This window comes from Mycobacterium sp. E740 (assembly GCF_001672895.1).
Classification (GTDB): Bacteria; Actinomycetota; Actinomycetes; order Mycobacteriales; family Mycobacteriaceae; genus Mycobacterium.
Window position 1 is genome coordinate 1 of record NZ_LZKP01000183.1, and the last position, 21,812, is coordinate 21,812.

General features: G+C 66.4%; 21 protein-coding genes and 2 tRNA genes. 16 read left to right on the plus strand and 7 right to left on the minus strand.

Going from position 1 to position 21,812, the window contains the following annotated elements; translation table 11 throughout:
- Positions 1-112: 112 nt before the first annotated feature.
- Both pepN and A5663_RS17895 read right to left on the minus strand, forming a co-directional pair.
- Positions 113-2,698: an aminopeptidase N gene (pepN, locus tag A5663_RS17890; protein WP_068152019.1), complete on the minus strand. Its 2,586-nt coding sequence runs from the start codon at positions 2,696-2,698 to the stop codon at positions 113-115.
- Between the two features lie 25 nt (positions 2,699-2,723).
- A complete protein-coding gene (locus tag A5663_RS17895) occupies positions 2,724-3,104 on the minus strand; it encodes a DUF732 domain-containing protein (protein WP_068152027.1) in 381 nt (126 codons plus the stop codon).
- Positions 3,105-3,280: 176 nt separating this feature from the next.
- Here A5663_RS17895 and A5663_RS17900 point away from each other — a divergent pair, with 176 nt between their 5' ends.
- Genes A5663_RS17900 through A5663_RS17910 form a run of 3 tightly spaced genes read left to right on the plus strand, consistent with a single transcriptional unit; the run spans position 3,281 to position 5,225 of the window.
- Positions 3,281-3,919: a DsbA family protein gene (locus A5663_RS17900; RefSeq protein ID WP_068152034.1), complete on the plus strand. Its 639-nt coding sequence runs from the start codon at positions 3,281-3,283 to the stop codon at positions 3,917-3,919.
- Between the two features lie 35 nt (positions 3,920-3,954).
- Positions 3,955-4,428: a ribose-5-phosphate isomerase gene (locus tag A5663_RS17905; RefSeq protein ID WP_068152113.1), complete on the plus strand. Its 474-nt coding sequence runs from the start codon at positions 3,955-3,957 to the stop codon at positions 4,426-4,428.
- A gap of 2 nt (positions 4,429-4,430) precedes the next feature.
- Positions 4,431-5,225, plus strand: coding sequence for an Fpg/Nei family DNA glycosylase (locus A5663_RS17910; protein WP_068152040.1), 795 nt, complete (start codon positions 4,431-4,433; stop codon positions 5,223-5,225).
- 67 nt (positions 5,226-5,292) lie between these two features.
- Here the strand turns inward: A5663_RS17910 and A5663_RS17915 are convergent, their stop codons facing one another.
- Entirely contained in the window at positions 5,293-6,072 is a 780-nt protein-coding gene (locus A5663_RS17915) for a hypothetical protein (protein ID WP_068152046.1), read from the minus strand.
- A gap of 100 nt (positions 6,073-6,172) precedes the next feature.
- On the opposite strand from A5663_RS17915, the gene A5663_RS17920 reads away from it, so the two are divergent.
- Both A5663_RS17920 and A5663_RS17925 read left to right on the plus strand, forming a co-directional pair.
- Positions 6,173-6,910, plus strand: a complete 738-nt coding sequence (locus A5663_RS17920; RefSeq protein ID WP_231976822.1) for a GAF domain-containing protein — start codon at positions 6,173-6,175, stop codon at positions 6,908-6,910.
- A 117-nt stretch (positions 6,911-7,027) separates the two neighbouring features.
- Complete coding sequence (locus A5663_RS17925; protein ID WP_068152051.1) at positions 7,028-8,566, plus strand: sugar transferase; 1,539 nt, start codon at positions 7,028-7,030, stop codon at positions 8,564-8,566.
- Positions 8,567-8,598: 32 nt separating this feature from the next.
- Here the strand turns inward: A5663_RS17925 and A5663_RS17930 are convergent, their stop codons facing one another.
- Both A5663_RS17930 and A5663_RS17935 read right to left on the minus strand, forming a co-directional pair.
- Positions 8,599-10,014: an FAD-dependent oxidoreductase gene (locus A5663_RS17930; RefSeq protein ID WP_068152056.1), complete on the minus strand. Its 1,416-nt coding sequence runs from the start codon at positions 10,012-10,014 to the stop codon at positions 8,599-8,601.
- 7 nt (positions 10,015-10,021) lie between these two features.
- Positions 10,022-10,684, minus strand: a complete 663-nt coding sequence (locus A5663_RS17935) for an undecaprenyl diphosphate synthase family protein (RefSeq protein ID WP_231976823.1) — start codon at positions 10,682-10,684, stop codon at positions 10,022-10,024.
- 160 nt (positions 10,685-10,844) lie between these two features.
- Between A5663_RS17935 and A5663_RS17940 the strand changes: the two genes are divergently transcribed.
- Complete coding sequence (locus A5663_RS17940) at positions 10,845-11,411, plus strand: dihydrofolate reductase family protein (protein WP_068152058.1); 567 nt, start codon at positions 10,845-10,847, stop codon at positions 11,409-11,411.
- A 46-nt stretch (positions 11,412-11,457) separates the two neighbouring features.
- Here the strand turns inward: A5663_RS17940 and A5663_RS17945 are convergent.
- Positions 11,458-11,531 (minus strand) — tRNA-Gly (locus A5663_RS17945).
- A 122-nt stretch (positions 11,532-11,653) separates the two neighbouring features.
- On the opposite strand from A5663_RS17945, the gene A5663_RS17950 reads away from it, so the two are divergent.
- The 6 genes from A5663_RS17950 (at position 11,654) to clpX (ending at position 16,505) form a co-directional block, all read left to right on the plus strand.
- Positions 11,654-11,727: transfer RNA gene (locus tag A5663_RS17950), tRNA-Pro, on the plus strand.
- A gap of 37 nt (positions 11,728-11,764) precedes the next feature.
- Positions 11,765-13,174 carry a trigger factor gene (tig, locus tag A5663_RS17955; RefSeq protein WP_068152061.1) on the plus strand — a complete coding sequence of 470 codons (1,410 nt, stop codon included), beginning with the start codon at positions 11,765-11,767 and terminating at the stop codon, positions 13,172-13,174.
- A 47-nt stretch (positions 13,175-13,221) separates the two neighbouring features.
- The gene (locus tag A5663_RS17960) at positions 13,222-13,884 is read left to right on the plus strand and encodes an ATP-dependent Clp protease proteolytic subunit (protein WP_082974224.1); all 663 of its coding nucleotides are present in this window, start codon (positions 13,222-13,224) and stop codon (positions 13,882-13,884) included.
- Complete coding sequence (locus A5663_RS17965) at positions 13,881-14,540, plus strand: ATP-dependent Clp protease proteolytic subunit (protein WP_068152064.1); 660 nt, start codon at positions 13,881-13,883, stop codon at positions 14,538-14,540. Before A5663_RS17960 ends, A5663_RS17965 begins: the two co-directional genes overlap by 4 nt.
- A gap of 126 nt (positions 14,541-14,666) precedes the next feature.
- Positions 14,667-14,924 carry a hypothetical protein gene (locus A5663_RS17970; protein WP_068152067.1) on the plus strand — a complete coding sequence of 86 codons (258 nt, stop codon included), beginning with the start codon at positions 14,667-14,669 and terminating at the stop codon, positions 14,922-14,924.
- A gap of 300 nt (positions 14,925-15,224) precedes the next feature.
- Positions 15,225-16,505 carry an ATP-dependent Clp protease ATP-binding subunit ClpX gene (gene clpX, locus A5663_RS17975; RefSeq protein ID WP_068152078.1) on the plus strand — a complete coding sequence of 427 codons (1,281 nt, stop codon included), beginning with the start codon at positions 15,225-15,227 and terminating at the stop codon, positions 16,503-16,505.
- An 82-nt stretch (positions 16,506-16,587) separates the two neighbouring features.
- Here the strand turns inward: clpX and fdhD are convergent, their stop codons facing one another.
- Positions 16,588-17,412: a formate dehydrogenase accessory sulfurtransferase FdhD gene (gene fdhD, locus A5663_RS17980; RefSeq protein ID WP_068152081.1), complete on the minus strand. Its 825-nt coding sequence runs from the start codon at positions 17,410-17,412 to the stop codon at positions 16,588-16,590.
- A gap of 98 nt (positions 17,413-17,510) precedes the next feature.
- Here fdhD and A5663_RS23150 point away from each other — a divergent pair, with 98 nt between their 5' ends.
- The 4 genes from A5663_RS23150 to mobA all read left to right on the plus strand — a co-directional run bounded on the left by A5663_RS23150 (position 17,511) and on the right by mobA (position 21,573).
- Positions 17,511-17,657 carry a hypothetical protein gene (locus A5663_RS23150; RefSeq protein WP_156744538.1) on the plus strand — a complete coding sequence of 49 codons (147 nt, stop codon included), beginning with the start codon at positions 17,511-17,513 and terminating at the stop codon, positions 17,655-17,657.
- A 286-nt stretch (positions 17,658-17,943) separates the two neighbouring features.
- Complete coding sequence (locus A5663_RS17985) at positions 17,944-19,905, plus strand: 2-oxoacid:acceptor oxidoreductase subunit alpha (protein WP_369816662.1); 1,962 nt, start codon at positions 17,944-17,946, stop codon at positions 19,903-19,905.
- Positions 19,902-20,972, plus strand: a complete 1,071-nt coding sequence (locus A5663_RS17990; RefSeq protein WP_068152085.1) for a 2-oxoacid:ferredoxin oxidoreductase subunit beta — start codon at positions 19,902-19,904, stop codon at positions 20,970-20,972. The genes A5663_RS17985 and A5663_RS17990 overlap by 4 nt, the downstream gene beginning before the upstream one ends.
- Positions 20,973-20,982: 10 nt before the next feature.
- Positions 20,983-21,573 (plus strand): molybdenum cofactor guanylyltransferase, encoded by a 591-nt coding sequence (mobA, locus tag A5663_RS17995; protein WP_082974225.1) that lies wholly within the window; start codon positions 20,983-20,985, stop codon positions 21,571-21,573.
- The last annotated feature ends 239 nt before the right edge of the window (positions 21,574-21,812 follow it).

Consider the following 21,812-nt stretch of genomic DNA (forward strand, 5'->3'; position numbering starts at 1 on the left):
CCGGGCAATGCTCGTCGAGAACGCACGCTGACGGAAGCGCCGGCGTGCGCGAAATGCTGCTACTGAGCGGCGTGTCGCGCACCGACACGCACGCTCGCGCCGAAGCGACGGGTTACGACGCGTCGAAGGCGCGGGCGCGTAGTGCCCGCTCGACGCCGGCGCGGCCTTCGACGACCAGCCGCCGCAGCGGAGGCGGTACCTCCGGGTCTGCCAGGTACCGGTCGGCGGCGGCCAAGCCGTCCTCGCTGACGTCCCACGACGGGTACAGCCCGATGACGACGGTCTGCGCCACCTCGCTGGACCGCCGCTGCCACACACCTGAGATCGCCTCGAAGTACTTGGCGCGGAACGGCTCCAGCAGCTCATGCTGGCCCGGCTGGACGAACCCGCCGATGATCGAGCGCGCGGTGATGTTGGCCAACGTGTCTTCCTCGATGACCTGCTCCCACGCACCGTCCTTGACTGCGCGCTGCGGACGCGCCGCCGACGCGGCCGCTGCGTGTCGCCTGCCCGCGGCGGTCGGGTCGCGCTCGGCCTCAGCGTCGATGAACGGGGTGTCCGGACCGTCCGAGTCGACGACGCCCGCGGCGGCCAGGGCGGTCACGATGCGCCAACGCAGGTCCGTGTCCACCGCCAGGCCCGCCAGCCCGGCCTCGGCCGGATCCGCGTCGAGCACCGCCTGCAGCACAGCGGTATGCCGGTCCGACAACACCGACCCGCACAGCGCATTGACGTACGCCAGTTGATGATCCGAACCGCCGTCGGAGCCGCGCGCCAGTTCGAGCAGTCGGTCGGCGAACCCAGGCCAGCCCTGCGACAGCGCCCAGCCCGGTTCCGCATAGGAGTTCAGCGCGGTCTGCGCCTGCAGCAGGAGTCGCTGCAGCACACCGACTTCCGTCTCGGCGTGCACTCCCGCGGTCACGAGGGAGACGAAGTCACGGGCCTTGAGTTCGGCCTCTCGCGTCATCTCCCACGCCGCCGACCACGCCAGCGTGCGCGGCAGCGGCTCGGCGATGTCGGCGATCCGAGTCAGCACGGTCTGCAGCGAATCGGGGTCCAGTCGCAGCGAGCAGTACGTCAGGTCGTCATCGTTGACCAGAATCAGCCTTCCGCGGGAAACCCCTTGCAAGGCAGGCACTTCGGTTACCGGACCATCGACGTCGAGTTCCTCGCGGTGCACCCGGACCAGCTTGCCGGTGCCGTCGTCGTCATAGACGCCGACCGCCAATCGGTGCACCCTCGTCTCGCCTGCGCCCGGGGCAGCACCGCTCTGGTCGATCGCGAACCGCGTGAAGCGTCCCTCGGCATCGAGGTCGAATGCGGGCCGCAGCGTGTTGAGGCCGGTCGTCTTGAGCCATTGTCGGCCCCAGCCCGAAAGGTCGCGTCCCGACGCCTTCTCCAAGGCGCCGAGCAGATCACCGAAGGTGGCGTTGGCGAAGGCGTGGTCGCGGAAGTAGTCGCGCAGCCCGGACAGGAACTCCTCCAGTCCGACGTAGGCGACCAACTGCTTGAGCACGCTGGCGCCCTTGGCGTAGGTGATGCCGTCGAAGTTCACCTCGACGGCCGCCAGATCCGGGATGTCGGCGGCCACCGGGTGCGTCGAGGGCAGCTGATCCTGCCGGTACGCCCACGACTTCTCGACGTTCGCGAACGTCGTCCACGCTTCGGTGTACTCGGTGGCTTCGGCCTGGCACAGCACCGACGCGAACGTCGCGAAAGACTCGTTGAGCCACAGGTCATCCCACCACTGCATGGTGACGAGGTCGCCGAACCACATGTGCGCCATCTCGTGCAGCACGGTCTCGGCGCGCCGCTCGTAGGACGCCCGTGTCACCTTGCTGCGAAACACGTAGTCCTCGAGGAACGTCACCGCGCCCGCGTTCTCCATCGCCCCTGCGTTGAACTCGGGAACGAACAACTGGTCGTACTTGCCAAACGCATATGGGACGCCGAAGTTGTTGTGGTAGAAGCCGAATCCCTGCTTGGTCTCGGTGAACAGCCGGTCGGCGTCCATGTACTGGGCCAGGGAGCTGCGGCAGAACAGGCCCAGCGGGATGTCACCGTGATCGTCGCTGTAGACGTCGTCCCAACGCGCGTACGGTCCCGCGATCAGCGCCACCAGATACGTGCTCATCCTGGGCGTGGCGGCGAACGTGTGATGCTTGCCCGCCCCGTGGTCGGAGACCTCGAAGGTGGCGCCGTTGGACACCACTTCCCAGTGCGACGGCGCGGTCACCGAGACGTCGAAGGCGGCTTTGAGGTCGGGTTGGTCGAAGCACGCGAACATCCGCTTGGCGTCGGCGGTTTCGAACTGCGAGTACAGGTACACCTCGCCGTCCACCGGATCGACGAAGCGGTGCAGGCCCTCGCCGGTGTTGGAGTAGCGGCAGTCGGCGTCGACCACGACGACGTTGTGCGCGGCCAAGCCGGTCAGCGGGATACCGGTGGACTCGTCGTAACCCGACACGTCGATGTCGCGCCCGTTGAGAGTGGCGCTGTGGACGGTGTCGGCGGCGATGTCGATGTACGTGTCGGCGCCGGGAAGCGCGTCGAACTCGACGGTCGTCGTCGACCGGAAGGTGCGCTCGCCCGGCTTGCCGCTGCCGTCGGTCAGGTCAAGGATGATGCGGTAACTGTCGACGGTGACGAGCGCGGCGCGTTCGACGGCCTGGTCACGGGTCAGGTTGGGAAGTGCCACGCACCCAACCTATCGCCCGCGTGCGCTACAGGCCGGGGATGGCCCGTGCCGCGGGCAGCCAGTCCAGCACCGTGCCGTTGCCGATCGACGAGACGGCTTGCGGGCAGTACATCGAGATCGCGATGCCGGTGAAGAAGGCGGCGATGTCGGGCGAGACGCCGTTGTCGGTCACCCGCGAGTACACGCGGGCGACGTTCTTGCCGGGCTCGACGAGCATCGGGCACACGGACCGGCCCAGGGCCACGGTGTCCATCGGACTGCTGACAGGCACCCCGGCGTCGGTGAGCGCGGACAGGAACGAGTCGTCGACCGGATCGGCCTGGGCCGGCGCCGCAACCGTCGTGGCGAGCGCCGCCGCGCCGACGGCAACCACGAGCCCTCGCCGAAGATCAAAGTGTTTGTTCACTTCGGTAACGATTCTTCACTTTGGTCACAGCAGCAACTCGGTTGCGTCACCGTTTGCACTCTTAGGCGTTTCTCATCGGAAGGCCGGCAGGGGTAGCCGCTATGGGCCGGGAACACCTGGCACGACACCCCGGTTGTCAGAATTGATCGTCTGCCACCCGCCCGGAAGGATCCGCCATGCCCGAGAACCCGCAGTCTGATGTCGCCGGCCGTCCGGCTTCGGTCGCCGATCTCTGGTTCGATCCGCTGTGCCCGTGGTGCTGGATCACGTCGCGCTGGATCCTCGAGGTCGAGAAGGTGCGCGACATCGAGGTGCACTTCCGGGTGATGAGCCTCGCGGTGCTCAACGAGGGCCGCGATCTGCCCGAGCAGTATCGGGAGGCGATGAAGAGGGCGTGGGGCCCGGTGCGTGTGGCCATCGCCGCCGAGCAGGCCAACGGCCGCGACATCCTCGGGCCGCTGTACACCGCGATGGGAACCCGTATCCACAACCAGGGCATCCAGGACTTCGATGTGGTCATCGCCGAATCGTTGGCCGAGGTGGGACTACCGGCCGAGCTCGCCGAGGCCGCAGGCACGGACAGGTACGACGAGGCGCTGCGGAAGAGCCACCACGAGGGCATGGACGCCGTGGGCGAAGACGTCGGCACGCCCACCATCCACGTCAACGGCGTCGCATTCTTCGGGCCTGTGCTGTCGAAGATTCCGCGCGGTGAGGAGGCGGGCAAGCTCTGGGATGCGTCGGTGACGTTCGCGTCCTATCCGCACTTCTGGGAGCTCAAGCGCACCCGCACGGAGCCGCCGCAGTTCGACTGACCGGGCTCACGGCGCCGTCTGCCACAATGGCCGCCATGCGTGTCTACCTGGGAGCCGACCACGCCGGCTTCGACCTCAAGCAGGCCATCATCGAGCACCTGCGCAGCGCCGGGCATGAACCGATCGACTGCGGCGCCTTCGTAAACGACCCCGACGACGATTACCCGGCGTTCTGCATCGCCGCCGCGGAGAAGACGGTGGCCGACCCGGGCAGCCTCGGCATCGTGCTCGGCGGTTCGGGAAACGGTGAGCAGATCGCGGCCAACAAGGTGCCCGGCGCGAGGTGTGCGTTGGCGTGGAGCGTCGAGACCGCACAATTGGCGCGCGAACACAACAACGCACAGCTGATCGGCATCGGGGGACGGATGCACAGTGAGGCCGAGGCATTGGCGATCGTCGACGCGTTCTTGAGCGCCGAATGGTCGAAAGCCGAACGGCACCAACGCCGGATCGACATTCTCGCCGAGTACGAGCGCACGCACGTCGCGCCCCACGTACCCGGCGCTTAGGGATGCCCGAAGGGCACACGCTGCACCGGCTGGCCCGGTTGCACCAGCGCCGCTTCGCCCGCGCGCCGGTGATCGTGTCCAGCCCGCAGGGCAGGTTCGCCGACGGCGCCGCGGCGGTCGACGGTCGTGTGCTCAAGAAGGCCACCGCCTGGGGCAAGCATCTCTTCCACCACTACGAGGGCGGCCGGGTGGTGCACGTCCATCTCGGTTTGTACGGCACCTTCACCGAGTTGGCGGTCCCGATGCCGCTGCCGGTCGGGCAGGTGCGGATGCGGATGGTCGGCGCCGACTACGGCACGGACCTCCGGGGGCCGACGGTCTGTGAGGTGCTCGCCGAGCCGGAGATCATCGACGTGATCGAGCGACTCGGTCCCGACCCGCTGCGCCGGGACGCCGACGCGTCGCTGGCGTGGGCGCGAATCCGCAAGTCCCGCAGGCCGATCGGGGCGCTGCTGATGGACCAGTCGGTGATCGCGGGGGTAGGCAACGTGTACCGCAACGAGCTGCTCTTCCGGCACCGCATCGACCCGCACCGGCCGGGGACGCGCATCGACGAAGACGAGTTCGACGCGATGTGGGCCGACCTCGTCGCCCTCATGCGAATCGGCTTGCGGCGCGGCAGGATTCACACCATCCGCGCCGAAGACGACCACGGGCTGCCGTCGTACCTGCCGGGGCGTCCCCGCACTTATGTCTATCGGCGCGCGGGCGAGCCGTGCCGGCTATGCGGGACCGAGATCCGCACCGAGGTGATGGAGGGCCGCAACTTGTTCTGGTGCCCGACGGACCAGACGTAGCAATCGACCCTGCGGCCAGGGCGCAGAAATGCGGGTGCGTGCCGCACTCGCCGCAGAGTCGACGAGATCAGAAGCCGCCGAAGTCCCCGCCGAAATCGCCGCCGCCCCAGTCGCCGCCGCCGTCCCAGCCGCCGCCGTCCCAACCGCCGCTGTCGCCGCCGAAATCGCCGCCGCCGTCCTGGCCTTGGTCGAAGCCCTGGTCGTAACCCTGCGCGAAGCCCTGTTCGTAGCCGGTCCCGTGCATGCCCGAGAACAGCGCGTCGAACAGCAGCACCGAGCCGAGTCCCCACGCGCCTGCGACCAGCGCGGGCTTCCACCACGGCTCGGAGTACCAGCCCGCCGGCACGGGCCGCCCGGCGACGCGGCCGCCGGGGTAGTAGTTCGGGGTGCGTTCGGACGGTGACGGCGACGCTTCGATCTCGCGGCCCTCGAAGTTGACCTTGCGATCCTCGGTCACCGTGCCTGCGCCCCGCTGCCCCGCCAGCGTCTCGAGTTCAGGTCCGGGGTCCATGCCCATCGCGATGCGCGCGGCGCGCACGTAGTACAGCCCTTCGACAGCGCTCTCCTTGGCCAGCAGCGCCTGCTTGGCGGTATTGGCCTGCTCGATCTGGGACCCCGCGGCGGTGTAACGCTCCGACGCGTCGGCCAGCGCCTGCTTGGAGGCGTCGTCGGTTCCGGTCAGGTTGATCACCTGACCGCCGAGGCGCTCGATGACGCGGCGCGCGTCGGCCTTGGCATCCTCCAGTGAGGCGGCATTACGACGGTCCGAAGCCCGCATCGCCGCATACGCCACTACGCCCAGAGCGACGATGACCAGGACCACGAGGACGAGCAGTACGCCGTTCATGGCGTCCAGCCTACTGACAGGAAAAGCCGCGGACCGGGTCGGCGAACGCGTGCCCGGTGCCAGTGGCAGCCGGGGGTTACGCGAGCGAAAATAATGCGACATGCGTACCGTTACCCGCGTGATGGAGTGGGTGCACGGTTTCGACGATTTCCTCAACCGCCTGCTCGAGGAGTGCGCACGCGACGCCGACGAGGACGTCGAGACCTTCGTCGCCCGCGCCGTCGCAACGCAGATGGTCGCCCAACTCAGGTTCTCCGAAAGCCCCGTCCTCGACGAACTGATCACCCACCTCTCGGAAGCAGGGGTGTTCGCAAAGACCGGCATGCCCGATGTGTCCGCGGTCATCCGCGATCCCGGCCGACTGGCGGCCCTGCGACAGACCGGCCTGCTCGATTCCCCGCCGGACGCGAACTACGACCGGATCACCCGCGCAGCGGCCGACGCGCTCGACGCCCCGTTCGCCGCACTGTCCCTCGTCGACGTCGATCGGCAGTTCTTCAAGAGTGCGGTCGGGATGGGGGGCAATTCACCGGGCGAAAGGCAGACACCACTCGAACGATCCGTATGTCAGTACGCCGTCGCCAATGGCATGACGCTGGTCCTGGAGGACGCCCGCGCCGACCCCACGTTCAGGAATCACCCGGCTGTGCAGGACGGCACGCTGGTCGCATATCTCGGGGCGCCGCTGATCAACCAGACGGGCGACGCCATCGGCACGCTGTGCGTCTACGACACCAAGCCCCGCTCCTGGAGCGCCGGGCACATCCAGGTGCTGACCGACTTTGCCGCGCTCGCGGCGGAACGGATCTTCGGGGCCGGTGCGGCCTGGCAGCAATGAGAGCGTCAGTTACCGGACCCAATTTTTTCTGCCATTTTGTTCGGTCCCACCTTAGACTGGCAATTATTCCACTCCGGCACACCGGGTTGAGGCGCTGAAAGTCCGAGGGAGACGAGCATGCAGCCGGACGCCAACGCGTCGACTCATGCTTCTCCCGTCGGCCTCGACCGGACGGTGCCGCGGCTGAAGGCGGTGCCGTCGCCGTCCCCCCAGGAGCCCGCCGGCCGACGCTGGGTCGAGAACCTCCGCGCCGAACGCGGTTATGTGTCTTTGACAGTCGCGCTTGACATCTACGCGGCAATTCTGTCGGTCGCGCTGGCGCTGTGGTGGACCCCCGGCCCGGTAGGCGATCGCCACATCGCCGCCTACTCGTGGCTCTTCGTGCCGATCCTGGTGGTGGTCATCTACACCCGTTCGCTGTACCGGCGCAAGCTCAGCCTCGGCTTCCTCGACGACCTCGAACCGGTCGAAACGTCCGTCGCGGTGTCGGCGCTGGCGACGCTGACCATCTTGATGTTGGTCGTGCCGCCCTTCGCGCCGGGAGTGGTGATCGGAGACTACGTCCGGCCGAGCGAGGTGATCGTTCGGCTCTGGGTGAGTGCGGCGGTCCTGCTGCCCGCCGTCCGGCTGGCTCGATCGCTGGCTCAGCGCTACCTGAGGCGCAAACACCGCTTCGGCACCTCGGCGCTGATCATCGGCTCCGGACCGATCCTCAGCCAGGTCATCACGCGGATGCATCAGGTGCCGGAATATGGTCTGCATCCCGTCGGCGTGTTGAACGATGTGCGGCCCGGGACGGAACTGCACGGGGTGCCGTACTTCGGCTCCACGAAGAACCTCGAACTGGCCGTGCAGGCGACCGGCGCCGAAGAGCTCATCGTGGCGCCGTCGTCGGCCGCCGACGAGGAACTGGTCCACACCGCTCAAGCGGCGCGCAAACTCGGTATGCGGGTCCGCGTAGTGCCTCGGATGATGGACGTCGTCGGCGGTCGCGCGACTGTCGAACACATCGGCGGCATACCGTTGTTGGTGCTGTGGCACGTGGACCCGAAAGGTTGGCAGTTCGCGGTCAAGCACGCCTTGGGGCGCGCGCTCGCGGCGATCGGCCTGCTGATCATCTCACCGGTGTTTCTGACGCTCGCAGCCCTGGTCCGGTTGAGTTCGCCGGGACCAGTGTTCTTCCGTCAAGACCGAATCGGTCGCGACGGCAAGGTCTTCGAATGTCTGAAGTTTCGCAGCATGCGCCCCGTCGGCCCCGCGAAGGAGGCGTTCGAACTCAAGGCGGGTTCCGCGCCCGGAGGGGTCGAGGGCGACGACCGACGCACTGCGGTCGGCAAGTTCATGCGAAGGACGTCGCTGGACGAGCTACCACAGCTGATCAACGTCCTGCGCGGCGATATGACTCTGATCGGTCCGCGCCCCGAGCGGCCGGAGTTCGTCGATCTGTTCGAGATGCAGGTGCGGCGCTACGGTGAGCGGCACCGGGTGAAGGCGGGCATCACGGGGTGGGCGCAGGTGCACGGACTGCGGGGGCAGACCTCCATCGCCGACCGGGCCGAGTTCGACAACTACTACATCGAGAACTGGTCGCTTCTCCTCGACTTCAAGATTCTGCTACTCACGGTGCTGGCAGTGTTGCGACCTTCGGAGAACTGACAGTCGACGAAAGTCACTGCGCCCGTTGATGTTCAGCGCCGTCTGTGCGCGCCGAGACGGGTAGCGTTGAGCAGTCCGGATTCGTGGTAGCGGCGGTCCGTGTTGACCCGCCAGGGGTCGACCCCCTCGCCGAAGTACCGCTTGACGCTGTGCATGGCGCTCAGCATCGCGTGGTCCTGGTTGTCGTAGCGGTGCATGCCGTTACGCCCGATCGGGTGCAGCGACGGGTGATGTTGCCGGAGGTAGTCCCGGATCCGGGCGACGCTTTCTTCCATCGCCGGCTCGTAGATCGGATAGGCGAACTGAGAGCGGACGACCGCCACATGTTCGATCGTGGCCGGGTCGAGACCCAGTGCGTGCAAGTCGCTTTCGACAATGGTCCGCCAGCGTTCGTCGCCGGCGATGCACAAGTCTGAGCCGGCACTGACGAAGTACTCGAAACCCAGATACGTTCCGTCCCAGTCCGGCGGCGTGAGGTCGTCGGACCAGAGGCGGTAGTTCTGGATCCTCCCCACCCGCAGAGCATCGCCGGGCGTGTAGACCCAGTTGAACGGCAGGGCCCAGCGCTTGCCGAGAGCGACGGCGACGGTGACCAGCCCGCGGTGTTTCAACTGTGCGGCTGCAGCCCGAATATGCTGCGGCGGAACGGGTTCCAGGGCACCTATCAAGTTCTGCAGCGGCATACTGGAGAAGACGGCGTTTCCGGTCGCAGTGGACCCGTCGCTCAGTTCCAACGTCCATCTTCTGCCGTCGAACCTCACCTTGACCACCGGTGAGTCGACGGCCACCGAGACTCCGGCATCGGCCAGCTTCGCCGCCGCGGCGTCCCAGAGTTGACCCGGTCCGCGCCGAGGATAGAGAAACGCATCCGCACCGGCGGCGTCCGAGCCTCTCCAGACAATCGGTTTGATGCGCTGTTGCGCCCAATCACTGGTGAGCTGGCCCGGATCGGCGAGCCACGTCTTTCGCACGTATCCGTCGAAGAACAAGCCATACCAGTAGTCGCCGAACTGGTGTCTGCCCCATTCGCGGAAACTGGCCGAATCGTCGCGGCAATGTCCAACGCTCCCAAGCCTGGACCGCAGGAAACTGGCCAAGCCCCGGACTCCACGCCGATAACCGAGTTGCGTCAAGAGATTTCGGCCCACAAGCGGGTACGCCACATAGTGGCCATCGACGAGCATCGCCGAGCGCCTCGACACCGAGAGCCACTCCTCGGCCGGAAGCAGAGAACGCCAGAGTTCGAGGATCGCGTCGCATTTGGTGAAGAAGCGGTGACCGCCGGGATCGATGCGGAAGCCGTGCTGGGCTGGCGTGCGCGCCAGGCCTCCGACGTCGCCCGAGGCTTCGTAAACCCCGACCGTCACACCGTGTCTCGCCAGTTCCAGTGCGGCGGTTAGTCCCGCGGGACCCGCCCCGATGATCAACGCCTGCCGGTGCGATCCCATCGGAGACCTACCGTCCTCGACGCTGCGGGCAACGCCGGAAGTCGTCGATGAATTCGTCGATCTGGCGGTCCTCCAGGTCGTTGAGCGGTGTCGTCAGGAACCGCAGCTGTGCGTACTGCGTCTGCATCGGCAAGAAGCCACTCAGCAGCGGCTCGGGGGAGGTGCGGATAACCAGGTCGACGTTGTCGATGTCGTATGCCTTGCGTATGTCACCGCCTTCTCGCAGTGCTCGCAGATGAGCTGCGCGCAGTTCGTCGTCCGCGTCGTAGGCCGAAAGAATGTTGATGCGAAATTCGTCACCGCGCATGACGGATTCCGTGTGTCGTGCGGCCGCCGCATACTTTTCGGGAAGCACTTCGAGATCGCCGTGCACTCGGACACTGCAGACATCCGGGTCGAAATGCGACGGAAGTGCGGTCAGAAAGTGAATTGAGGCGTTGTATACCGGCTCCAATTCGGCGTCGCTGCGTGCGAGGTTGGCTCGGCTCAAGTTGTAGACCGACACGGTGCGCACGTCGTTGCGCCGCAGCGCTCGGAGAATATCGATCACCTTCTCCGCCCCGCGCAGATACGAGTCGGCCAGCGGCACGCCATGGCGTTTCGCCCACCGCCGCAACCCGTCCGGAATCAGCCCGACATGGGCAGGCTCCCGACCTGCCAGGAATTCCAACCGCTCACCCCCATAAGTACACTTATGCCCCCAATGCAGAGCCTACTGAATGATTTCCCCGGCCGCACGATCAATCGTAAATAGGCAAATCAGCGCGATTTAAACAGTGAAATTGCGTGGGATCGCGATGACTTCTGCCCTTCGGTGCAGTCTGATGTGCATGGGCAGACTCATCTATGGCTTCAACGTCTCGCTGGACGGGTACATCGCCGATGCACACGGCAACATCGACTGGTCCGAACCGAGTGAAGAACTGCACCGGTACTGGAACGACTTCGAGCGGGAGACCGCCTTGTCGTTCTACGGGCGCCGGCTCTATGGACTGATGTCCGCGTACTGGCCGACTGCCGACGAGGCCCCGGACGCCACCCCTGTGATCGTCGACTTCGCCCGCATCTGGCGCGACATGCCCAAGGTCGTGTTCTCGCGCACCCTGGAGTCCGTCGACTGGAACTCCCGCCTCGAACGCGGCGACCCGGTCGAAGTTGTCACGAAGCTGAAAGCCGAGACCGACGGCAACCTGGAGGTGGCCGGCGCGACGCTGGCCGCACCGATCGTGCAGGCCGGACTGGTGGACGAATACCGGCTCGTGGTCGCACCAACCGCGGTGGGCGGTGGCACTCCGTTCTTCCCGGCATTGCCGTCATGGATCTCGCTGCGGCTGTTGGAGAGCCGCACCTTCCCGGGTGGCATTGTGCTGCTGCGCTACGAGGCGAAACACGACTGACCGGCTTCGGCAACATGGCGCTATGTTGCACCGGCCGCGACGACCTTGGAGCGGGCGACGGGAATCGAACCCGCGTAGCTAGTTTGGAAGACTAGGGCTCTACCATTGAGCTACGCCCGCGTGTACAGCAAGAGCAGATCGTACCGGCGGCACCCGTATCAAATCCAATTAAAGGCCGCCTGTGTCCAGCCCGTAGTATCTCGCGTGGTCGTCCCGTGTTTTCGCGGGCCGCCCGCGGAAGACGGGGTGTAGCGCAGCTTGGTAGCGCATCCGCTTTGGGAGCGGAAGGCCGCAGGTTCAAATCCTGTCACCCCGACTGCAACGCCGACCAACCTGAACCCAAGGAGCAGAACGTGAAGAGCACCGTCGAGAAGTTGAGCCCGACCCGGGTTCGCATCAACGTGGAGGTGCCCTTCACAGAGCTCGAACCGGACTTCGATCGCGCGTTCGCGCAACTGGCCAAGCAGGTCCGGCTGCCCGGTTTCCGTCCCGGCAAGGCCCCGCGCAAGCTGCTCGAGGCGCGCGTCGGCCGCGAGGCGATGCTCGACCAGGTGGTCAGCGAGGCGCTGCCCGGCCGCTACAGCGAAGCGGTGACGAGCTCCGAGGTGCAGCCGCTCGGCCAGCCCGAGATCGAGATCACCAAGAAGGAGTACGGCGAGGACCTGACCTTCACCGCGGAGGTCGACATCCGCCCGGAGATCGAGCTTCCCGACCTGTCGGAGCTCCAGATCACGGTCGACGCGATCGAGGTCGGCGACGACGAGGTCGATGCCGAACTGCAGTCGTTGCGCGCCCGCTTCGGCACGCTCACCGGTGTCGACCGCCCCGCCCAGACGGGTGACTTCGTCTCCATCGACCTCGCCGCGGCCGTCGACGGCGAGGAACTGCCCGACGCCGCGACCGAGGGCCTGTCCCACGAGGTCGGCTCCGGCCAGTTGATCGAGGGTCTCGACGAGGCGATCGTCGGCCTCAAGGAGGGCGAAGGCCGCGTCTTCACCACCAAGCTGGCCGCCGGCGAGCACGCAGGCCAGGACGCGCAGGTGACCGTCACCGTCAGGTCGGTCAAGGAACGCGAGCTGCCCGAGCCCGACGACGAATTCGCCCAACTGGCAAGCGAATTCGACACCATCGAAGAACTCAAGGACTCGCTCACCGAGCAGGTGCGCCGGACCAAGCGAGTGAATCAGGCCGAGCAGATCCGCGACAAGGTTCTGGAGACGCTGCTCGAGCAGGTCGACGTGCCGCTGCCCGAGAAGGTGGTGCAGTCGCAGGTCGACGACACGCTGCACAACGCGATCCACAGCCTCGACCACGACGAAGCGCGCTTCGCCGAACTCCTCGAGGCACAGGGCACCACCCGTGAGGAGTTCGACGCCGACACCCGCACCAACGCGGAGAAGGCCGTCAAGACCCAGCTTCTCGTCGACGCGATTGCCGACAAGCTGAACGTGCAGGTCGGCCAGAACGACATCACCGAGCGGCTGGTGCTGATGTCCCAGCAGTACGGCCTGCAACCCCAGCAGCTGCTGCAGTCGCTGCAGCAGAACAACCAGTTGCCCGCCTTGTTCGCCGATGTGCGCCGCGGCGTCGCGGTCGCCGCCGTCGTCGAGGGCGCGACCGTGACCGACAGCGACGGCAACGTGGTCGACACCACCGAGTTCTTCGGGCGGCCGGACGCGCAGCCCGAGGAAGCTGTCGAAGAGCCGTCGGAAACCGCCGAAGAGGCCGGCGAGAACGCAGCAGAAGAAGCCGACGCGAAGTGACGCTGTGAGCGAACGCAGCCCGTCGAGGGCGTGCATGCCCTTGCAGGTTGGTTAGTGTCGGTGAGTATCAAGCTCTTCAAGAAAGCAGGTATCCAGTCGTGACCCACATGCGCGGCGCCTCACAAGGCCTCAACCTTGTCGACTCGGTCTATGAGCGGTTGCTGGCAGAGCGGATCATCTTCTTGGGCTCACAAGTCGATGACGACATCGCGAACAAGCTGTGCGCGCAGATTCTGCTGCTGTCGGCCGAGGACCCCACCAAGGACATCCACCTCTACATCAACTCGCCCGGCGGCTCGATCAGCGCCGGCATGGCCGTCTACGACACCATGGTCCTGGCGCCGTGCGACGTGGCCACGTACGCGATGGGCATGGCGGCCTCGATGGGTGAGTTCCTGCTCGCCGCGGGCACGAAGGGCAAGCGCTACGCGTTGCCGCACGCCCGGATCCTGATGCACCAGCCGCTCGGCGGCATCACCGGCGGTGCGGCCGACATCGCCATCCAGGCCGAGCAGTTCGCGGTGATCAAGAAGGAGATGTTCCGGTTGAACGCCGAGTTCACCGGGCAACCCATCGAGCGGATCGAAGCGGACTCCGACCGCGACCGCTGGTTCACCGCGCAGGAAGCCCTCGAGTACGGGTTCGTCGACCACATCATCACCAGCGCGAGCATCAACGGCTCAGGACCAGGAGCAGGACTAGACAAATGACCGACCAGTTGCAGCCCCACGGCGGTGCCGTGATCCAGCCCCAGGCCCGCTACATCCTGCCGTCGTTCATCGAGCACTCGAGCTTCGGCGTCAAGGAGTCCAACCCCTACAACAAGCTGTTCGAGGAACGCATCATCTTCCTCGGCGTGCAGGTCGACGACGCCTCGGCGAACGACATCATGGCGCAGCTGCTGGTGCTCGAGTCGTTGGATCCCGACCGCGACATCACGATGTACATCAACTCGCCGGGCGGCTCGTTCACCTCGCTGATGGCCATCTACGACACCATGCAGTACGTGCGCGCCGACATCCAGACGGTGTGCCTCGGCCAGGCCGCGTCGGCCGCAGCCGTGCTGCTCGCGGCCGGCACCCCGGGTAAGCGCCTCGCGCTGCCGAACGCCCGTGTGCTGATCCATCAGCCCGCGCTGTCCGGCGTCATCCAGGGCCAGTTCTCCGACCTGGAGATCCAAGCCAAGGAGATCGAACGGATGCGCACGCTGATGGAGGTGACGCTGGCCAACCACACCGGCAAGTCGCCCGAGCAGATCCGCAAGGACACCGATCGCGACAAGATCCTCACCGCCGACGAGGCCAAGGAGTACGGCGTCATCGACACCGTTTTGGAGTATCGCAAGCTGTCGGCGCAGACCGCCTGATCAGGCCGGGCTTCACCCGACGCCGGGCGCCTGACGGAGAAATCGTGGCGAAAGGCCGCGCGGCCGCGGCGGTGCTGTCACGCTGTGTATTCACGTAATCGTGCGTGCTGGCAGCAAGGGGATGCGATGTCGACAAATCGTGATCTGGCAGTCGTTGCGTTGTCCTCGGCGGCGATCGCGTTCGCCTGGCAGTTGATCGGGCCCGCGGTGGGACACGCTCAGGACTCGATCTGTCCGCGTGGCAGCTACTTGAATGTCGAGACGGGGGTGTGCGTCCCCTTCCACGTCAATCCGCCGAACCCCGTCGTCGGGCCCGCCGGGCCGGCCGGGGTCGGGGGAGTCGTCGGTCCGGTCGGTCCCGGTCCGGTGGGGCCCCGAGGCTGACACCCGAAGGGTTGATTCAGCCCGCCGGCCGACAAACGTCACATCGCGGTCGGCGCCGGCGTGGGTACTCTCGATCAGGTAACACCGGCGACACGCCAAAGGCACGGTGGCGCGTTCGGCAGGGTCCGCGGGTTTTCAAGCGATATGTTGACGCGAACACAGATGAATACCACCAACGCGATTCGGCTTTTTGGGTCGCCTCGCGCGGGAACGAACGGGTAGCGTCGGGTTCACCACCCGAGGCCGACCAACCAAGTAATGAAGCACCACCGGCCGCGACGAAAGTAGGACACCAGCACCATGGCGCGCATTGGAGACGGCGGTGACCTGCTGAAGTGCTCGTTCTGCGGGAAGAGTCAGAAGCAGGTCAAGAAACTCATCGCCGGCCCCGGCGTGTACATCTGTGACGAGTGCATCGACCTCTGCAACGAGATCATCGAAGAGGAACTGGCAGACGCCGACGACGTCAAGCTCGACGAGCTGCCCAAGCCGGCGGAGATCCGGGAGTTCCTCGAGGGCTACGTCATCGGACAGGACACCGCCAAGCGCACGCTCGCGGTCGCGGTCTACAACCACTACAAGCGCATCCAGGCGGGGGAGAAGACCCGCGACTCTCGCTCCGAACCCGTCGAGCTGGCCAAGTCCAACATCCTGATGCTCGGGCCCACCGGCTGCGGTAAGACCTACCTCGCGCAGACGCTGGCCAAGATGCTCAACGTGCCGTTCGCGATCGCCGACGCCACCGCGCTGACCGAGGCCGGCTACGTCGGTGAGGACGTCGAGAACATTCTGCTCAAGCTGATCCAGGCTGCAGACTACGACGTCAAGCGCGCCGAGACCGGCATCATCTACATCGACGAGGTCGACAAGATCGCCCGTAAGAGCGAGAACCCGTCGATCACCCGCGACGTCTCCGGTGAGGGCGTCCAGCAGGCACTGCTGAAGATCCTCGAAGGCACACAGGCGTCGGTGCCCCCGCAGGGCGGCCGCAAGCATCCGCATCAGGAGTTCATCCAGATCGACACCACCAACGTGTTGTTCATCGTCGCGGGCGCGTTCGCTGGTTTGGAGAAGATCGTCTCGGACCGCGTGGGCAAGCGCGGACTGGGCTTCGGCGCCGAGGTGCACTCCAAGGCCGACATCGACACCCAGGACCACTTCGCCGAGGTGATGCCCGAAGACCTGATCAAGTTCGGGCTGATCCCGGAGTTCATCGGCCGCCTGCCCGTTGTGGCGTCGGTGACGAACCTCGACAAGGACTCGCTCGTGCAGATCCTGTCGAAGCCGAAGAACGCGTTGGTGAAGCAGTACACGCGGCTGTTCGAAATGGACGGCGTGGAGCTGGAGTTCACCGACGAGGCGCTCGAGGCCATCGCCGATCAGGCGATCCACCGCGGCACCGGCGCCCGCGGCCTGCGCGCCATCATGGAGGAAGTCCTGCTGCCGGTGATGTACGACATCCCGAGCCGCGACGACGTCGCCAAGGTCGTCGTCACCAAGGAGACTGTGCAGGACAACGTGCTGCCGACCATCGTGCCGCGCAAACCGCAGCGCAACGAGCGCCGCGACAAGTCCGCCTAGCCTTTCTGCGTCGAGACCGACGTTATGGCTGCATCGCGAGCCGGATTCCGACCATTTCGTCGGTTTCGCGGCTGGACCGCAGTCAGCGAATGATGCGGTCCGGCCGGCTGTAGACGTTCATCGAGGCGCCGCGCAGAAACGCGACCAGCGTGAGGCCGGACTGACCGGCCAGGTCGACCGCGAGCGAGGACGGCGCCGACACCGCCGCCATCACCGGGATGCCGGCCATCACCGCCTTCTGCGTGAGTTCGAACGACGCGCGGCCGCTGACCAGCAGCACAGTGCCCGTCAGTGGGATCCGGCCCCGCTCGACCGCCCATCCGATGACCTTGTCGACGGCGTTGTGTCTGCCGATGTCCTCTCGTACGGCGAGCGTGGTGCCGTCGGCGTCGAACAGGGCAGCGCCGTGCAGGCCGCCGGTGCTCGCGAACACCTTCTGCGCCTTGCGCAACCGGGCCGGCAGTGCCGAGAGCGTGTCGGCTGCGACCGTGGTCGGATCGTCACCCGGGCTGTGGCGGCTGCTCAGCCGGACCGCGTCCAGCGAAGCCTTTCCGCAGACCCCGCACGATGACGTGGTGTAGAAGTTGCGGGTGACATCGACCTCGGGCGCCGGGACGTGTGGCGCGAGCGTCACGTCCAGCACGTTGTAGGTGTTCAGGTCATCAGCGCCGGCGCCTTTGCAGTAGCGCGCGGTCACCACGTCGTCGCGGCCGCCGATGATTCCCTCGGTGAGCAGGAAGCCCTGTGCGAGTTCGACATCGGAGCCGGGCGTCCGCATGGTCACCGTGATCGGCGCACCGTTGACGCGAATTTCCAGCGGCTCTTCGACGACCAGGGTTTCGGGCCGATCCACCGCATTATCAGAGGTCAGGTGCTGTACCCGCCGCCTGGCTGTGACCCGACCCATGAACCCACCCTAAGCGTGGTCGATCATTCCCTGACCGTTCATGTGTGAGGACGTGCGTCCGGGCGGCGTGACCGCCGAGCAGACGGCACAATGTAGGCGTGCACGACGATTTCGAACCGAAGCGCCGCTCGCCGGTCTGGCGTGACCCGTTGTCGGCCGGCTTCCGCGCGCACCAGCACCTGCTGTTGCTCAAGCTGCGCTGGCATGAGCGACGCGTGGAGGCCCCGGCCGGCCGGCGCCGCTGAGGCCGCTTCGTACTGCTAGCTGCCCGCTACTGATCGGTAACCATTTCCTTAAAAAAGTTTGTCTTGCCGACGTGACGAACAACACAGTTTTGTCTCACGGACGCCACGAACACCGGCGTTGAGCTGCGCGTTCCTCATCATGAAACCGGCGCTTCCCCCGCGAGTCCGGTGAAGGGCTGCCTAAGAGAAGTGCAATAATCGGTACTGCCAGTGACATAAAACTTTGGTGGGTGTTTCCCCGACTGCGCGTGGTCCGGCTGCGACTCGGAGGACACCGCCGGACAGGGTGGAAGGCAGGCTCGTGGCAGCGCAGGACAACGCCGTCAGTCCGGGGAGCGCGGGTCCTCGGCAGAAGCTCGAGAAGGTCGTCATCCGATTCGCCGGCGACTCCGGCGACGGTATGCAGCTCACCGGCGACCGGTTCACCTCCGAAGCCGCGCTGTTCGGCAACGACCTGGCCACGCAGCCGAACTACCCCGCCGAGATCCGCGCGCCGCAGGGCACGCTGCCCGGGGTGTCCTCGTTCCAGATCCAGATCGCCGACTACGACATCCTCACCGCAGGCGACCGCCCCGACGTCCTCGTCGCGATGAACCCCGCGGCGCTGAAGGCCAACGTCTCGGACCTGCCCCGAGGCGGCTTGATCATCGCCAACTCCGACGAGTTCACCAAGCGCAACCTCGCCAAGGTCGGCTACGACGCCAACCCCCTGGAGACCGAGGAACTGTCCGACTACGTCGTGCAGGCAGTACCGATGACCACGCTGACGCTGGGCGCGGTCGAGGCGATCGGCGCCTCCAAGAAGGACGGCCAGCGCGCGAAGAACATGTTCGCCCTGGGCCTGCTGTCGTGGATGTACGGCCGGGAACTCACGCACAGCGAAGCCTTCATCCGCGAGAAGTTCGCCCGCAAGGCCGACGTCGCCGAGGCGAACGTGCTGGCGCTGAAGGCCGGCTGGAACTACGGCGAGACCACCGAAGCGTTCGCCAGCACGTACGAGGTGGCACCCGCCAAGCTCAAAACCGGTGACTACCGGCAGATCTCGGGCAACACGGCGCTGGCCTACGGCATCGTCACCGCCGGCCAGTTGGCCGATCTCCAGGTGGTGCTCGGCACGTATCCGATCACTCCGGCATCCGACATCCTGCACGAGCTGTCCAAGCACAAGAACTTCAACGTGCTGACCTTCCAGGCCGAGGACGAGATCGCCGGTATCGGCGCGGCGATCGGCGCCTCCTACGGCGGGGCGCTGGGCGTGACGAGCACGTCGGGCCCTGGCATCTCGCTGAAGTCCGAGGCGATCGGCCTCGCGGTGATGACCGAACTGCCGTTGATCATCATCGACGTCCAGCGCGGTGGCCCGTCGACCGGCCTGCCCACCAAGACCGAACAGGCCGACCTGCTTCAGGTGATGTACGGCCGCAACGGCGAGTCACCCGTGGCGGTGCTCGCGCCGCGGTCTCCGTCGGACTGCTTCGACGTGGCCGTGGAAGCAGCTCGCATCGCCGTGAACTACCACACGCCGGTGATCATCCTGTCGGACGGCGCGATCGCCAACGGGTCCGAGCCGTGGCGCATTCCGGACGTCACCAGCTACGAGCCCATCGCGCACAACTTCGCCCGCCCCGACGAGCCGTTCCAGCCCTACGCCCGCGACCCGGAGACACTGGCCCGGCAGTTCGCCGTGCCGGGCACGCCCGGCCTCGAGCACCGGATCGGCGGGCTGGAGGCGGCCAACGGTTCGGGCAACATCTCCTACGAGCCGAAGAACCACGACCTGATGGTCCGCTTGCGCCAGGCCAAGATCGACGGCATCACCGTGCCTGATCTGGAGGTCGACGACCCCACTGGTGACGCGGAGTTGCTGATGCTCGGCTGGGGCAGCAGCTTCGGACCCATCGGTGAGGCCTGCCGGCGGGCGCGTCGCAACGGCGTGAAGGTAGCCCAGGCGCATCTGCGCAACCTCAACCCGTTCCCGCCCAACCTCGGTGAGGTGCTGCGGCGTTATCCGAAGGTCGTGTGCCCGGAGATGAACCTGGGCCAACTCGCGCTGCTGCTGCGCGGCAAGTACTTGGTCGACGTGCAGTCGGTGACCAAGGTGGAAGGTATGGCGTTCCTTGCCGACGAGGTCGAGGGCATCATCGACGCCGCGCTGGACGGAACGCTCAATGAGAAGGAAATCGACAAGGCCAAGTTCGCACGGCTCGCGGCGGCGACCGTCGAAACTGGTGTGGGAGCGAAGGCATGACTGACCTGATCGGAGCCGACCTCGGGTTGACCGCGGGCACCAGCCGGGTGCCGACGACCGACCAGCCGCAGAAGTCCAAGGACTTCACCAGCGACCAGGAGGTGCGCTGGTGCCCCGGTTGCGGGGACTACGTCATCCTCAACACCATCCGCAACTTCCTGCCCGAGCTGGGACTGCGTCGCGAGAACATCGCGTTCGTCAGCGGCATCGGCTGCTCGAGTCGCTTCCCGTACTACCTGGAGACCTACGGGTTCCACTCGATCCACGGCCGGGCCCCGACGATCGCGACCGGGCTGGCGCTGGCGCGCGAGGACCTGTCGGTGTGGGTGGTCACCGGCGACGGCGACTCGCTGTCGATCGGCGGCAACCATCTGATCCACGCCCTTCGCCGCAACATCAACATCACGATCCTGCTGTTCAACAACCGCATCTACGGGCTCACCAAGGGCCAGTACTCGCCGACCTCGGAGGTCGGCAAGGTCACCAAGTCCACCCCGATGGGTTCGCTGGACTACCCGTTCAACCCCGTCTCGCTGGCACTCGGCGCCGACGCGACGTTCGTCGGCCGCGCGCTGGACTCCGACCGCAAGGGACTCTCAGAGGTGCTGCGCGCCGCCGCCGCACATCGCGGCGCCGCGCTCGTCGAGATCCTGCAGGACTGCCCGATCTTCAACGACGGCTCGTTCGACGCGTTGCGCAAGGAAGGCGCCGAGGAGCGGCTGATCAACCTCACCCACGGCGAGCCGATCACCTTCGGCGCCGACGGCGGTTACTGCGTGGTCAAGTCCGGCTACGGCCTCGAGATCGCCAAGACCGCCGATGTGTCGGCCGAGGAGATCGTCGTCCACGACGCCAACCTCGAGGACCCGTCCTACGCGTTCGCGCTCTCGCGGCTCTCCGAGCAGAACCTCGAGCACATGGTGATGGGCATCTTCCGCCAGGTGAGCAAGCCGACCTACGACGACGCCGCCCGCCGGCAGATCGCCGCCGCGCGCACCGAGAAGGCACACGACACGGCGGCGCTCCAGTCGCTGCTTCGGGGCAAGGACACCTGGACCGTCGACTAACGTCTCGGTCATGACGACCACCATTCCGCTGGCCGCAGTGATCCTGGCAGGCGGGGCTTCCCGCCGCATGGGCCGCGACAAGGCCACCCTGCCGTACGAAGGTTCCACGCTCGTGGAGCGGATGGTGGACATCCTCAAGCCGCGCTGTGCGCCGATCTTCGTCATCGCGGCGCCCGGTCAGGCGCTGCCCACGCTCGATGCCGAGGTATTGCGGGACGAGGTGCGCGGCGTAGGGCCGCTGCTGGCCACCGGACGTGGTCTGCGAGCCGCCGCCGAGGCCGGCGCGGAGCTGGCGTTCGTCGCCGCCGTGGACATGCCGCTGCTGACCGCCGATCTGCTCGACGAGCTGGCGGGGCCGGCGGTGCGCCTGGGCGCCGACGTGGTGCTGCCGTGGGACGGCCGCGACCACTATCTGGCGGGGATCTACCGCACGGCCCTGGCCGGTCGCGCCGCCGAGCTGGTCGCTTCCGGTGAGCGCAGCATGCGAGCGCTCGTCGAGCGGGTCGACACGCAGCGCATCGTCATGCCCGAACAGCCGGGGCTGACGAACGTGAACACCGCGGCCGATCTCGCCGCCGTGCGCGCACCGAAAATCGCCTAGCAAATTCGCGGAATATAAACCGCACGATCAATCGAATTCTGTCGTCCTAATTCGGAACGGGTAATTGTTCGGTTACCGCCATAACAGTGGGGCGATAGTCTTGCCGTCGTGTTCTTTCGGCCGGACTTGGGTGATGCGGTGAAAAGTATTGCAAGCCAGTGTGTTTGACGCTCCAGCTGTGAGGCGGTTATCGAATCCGGCGTCTACTGAGCGCAATATTGCGTTGTGCTACACCGGAA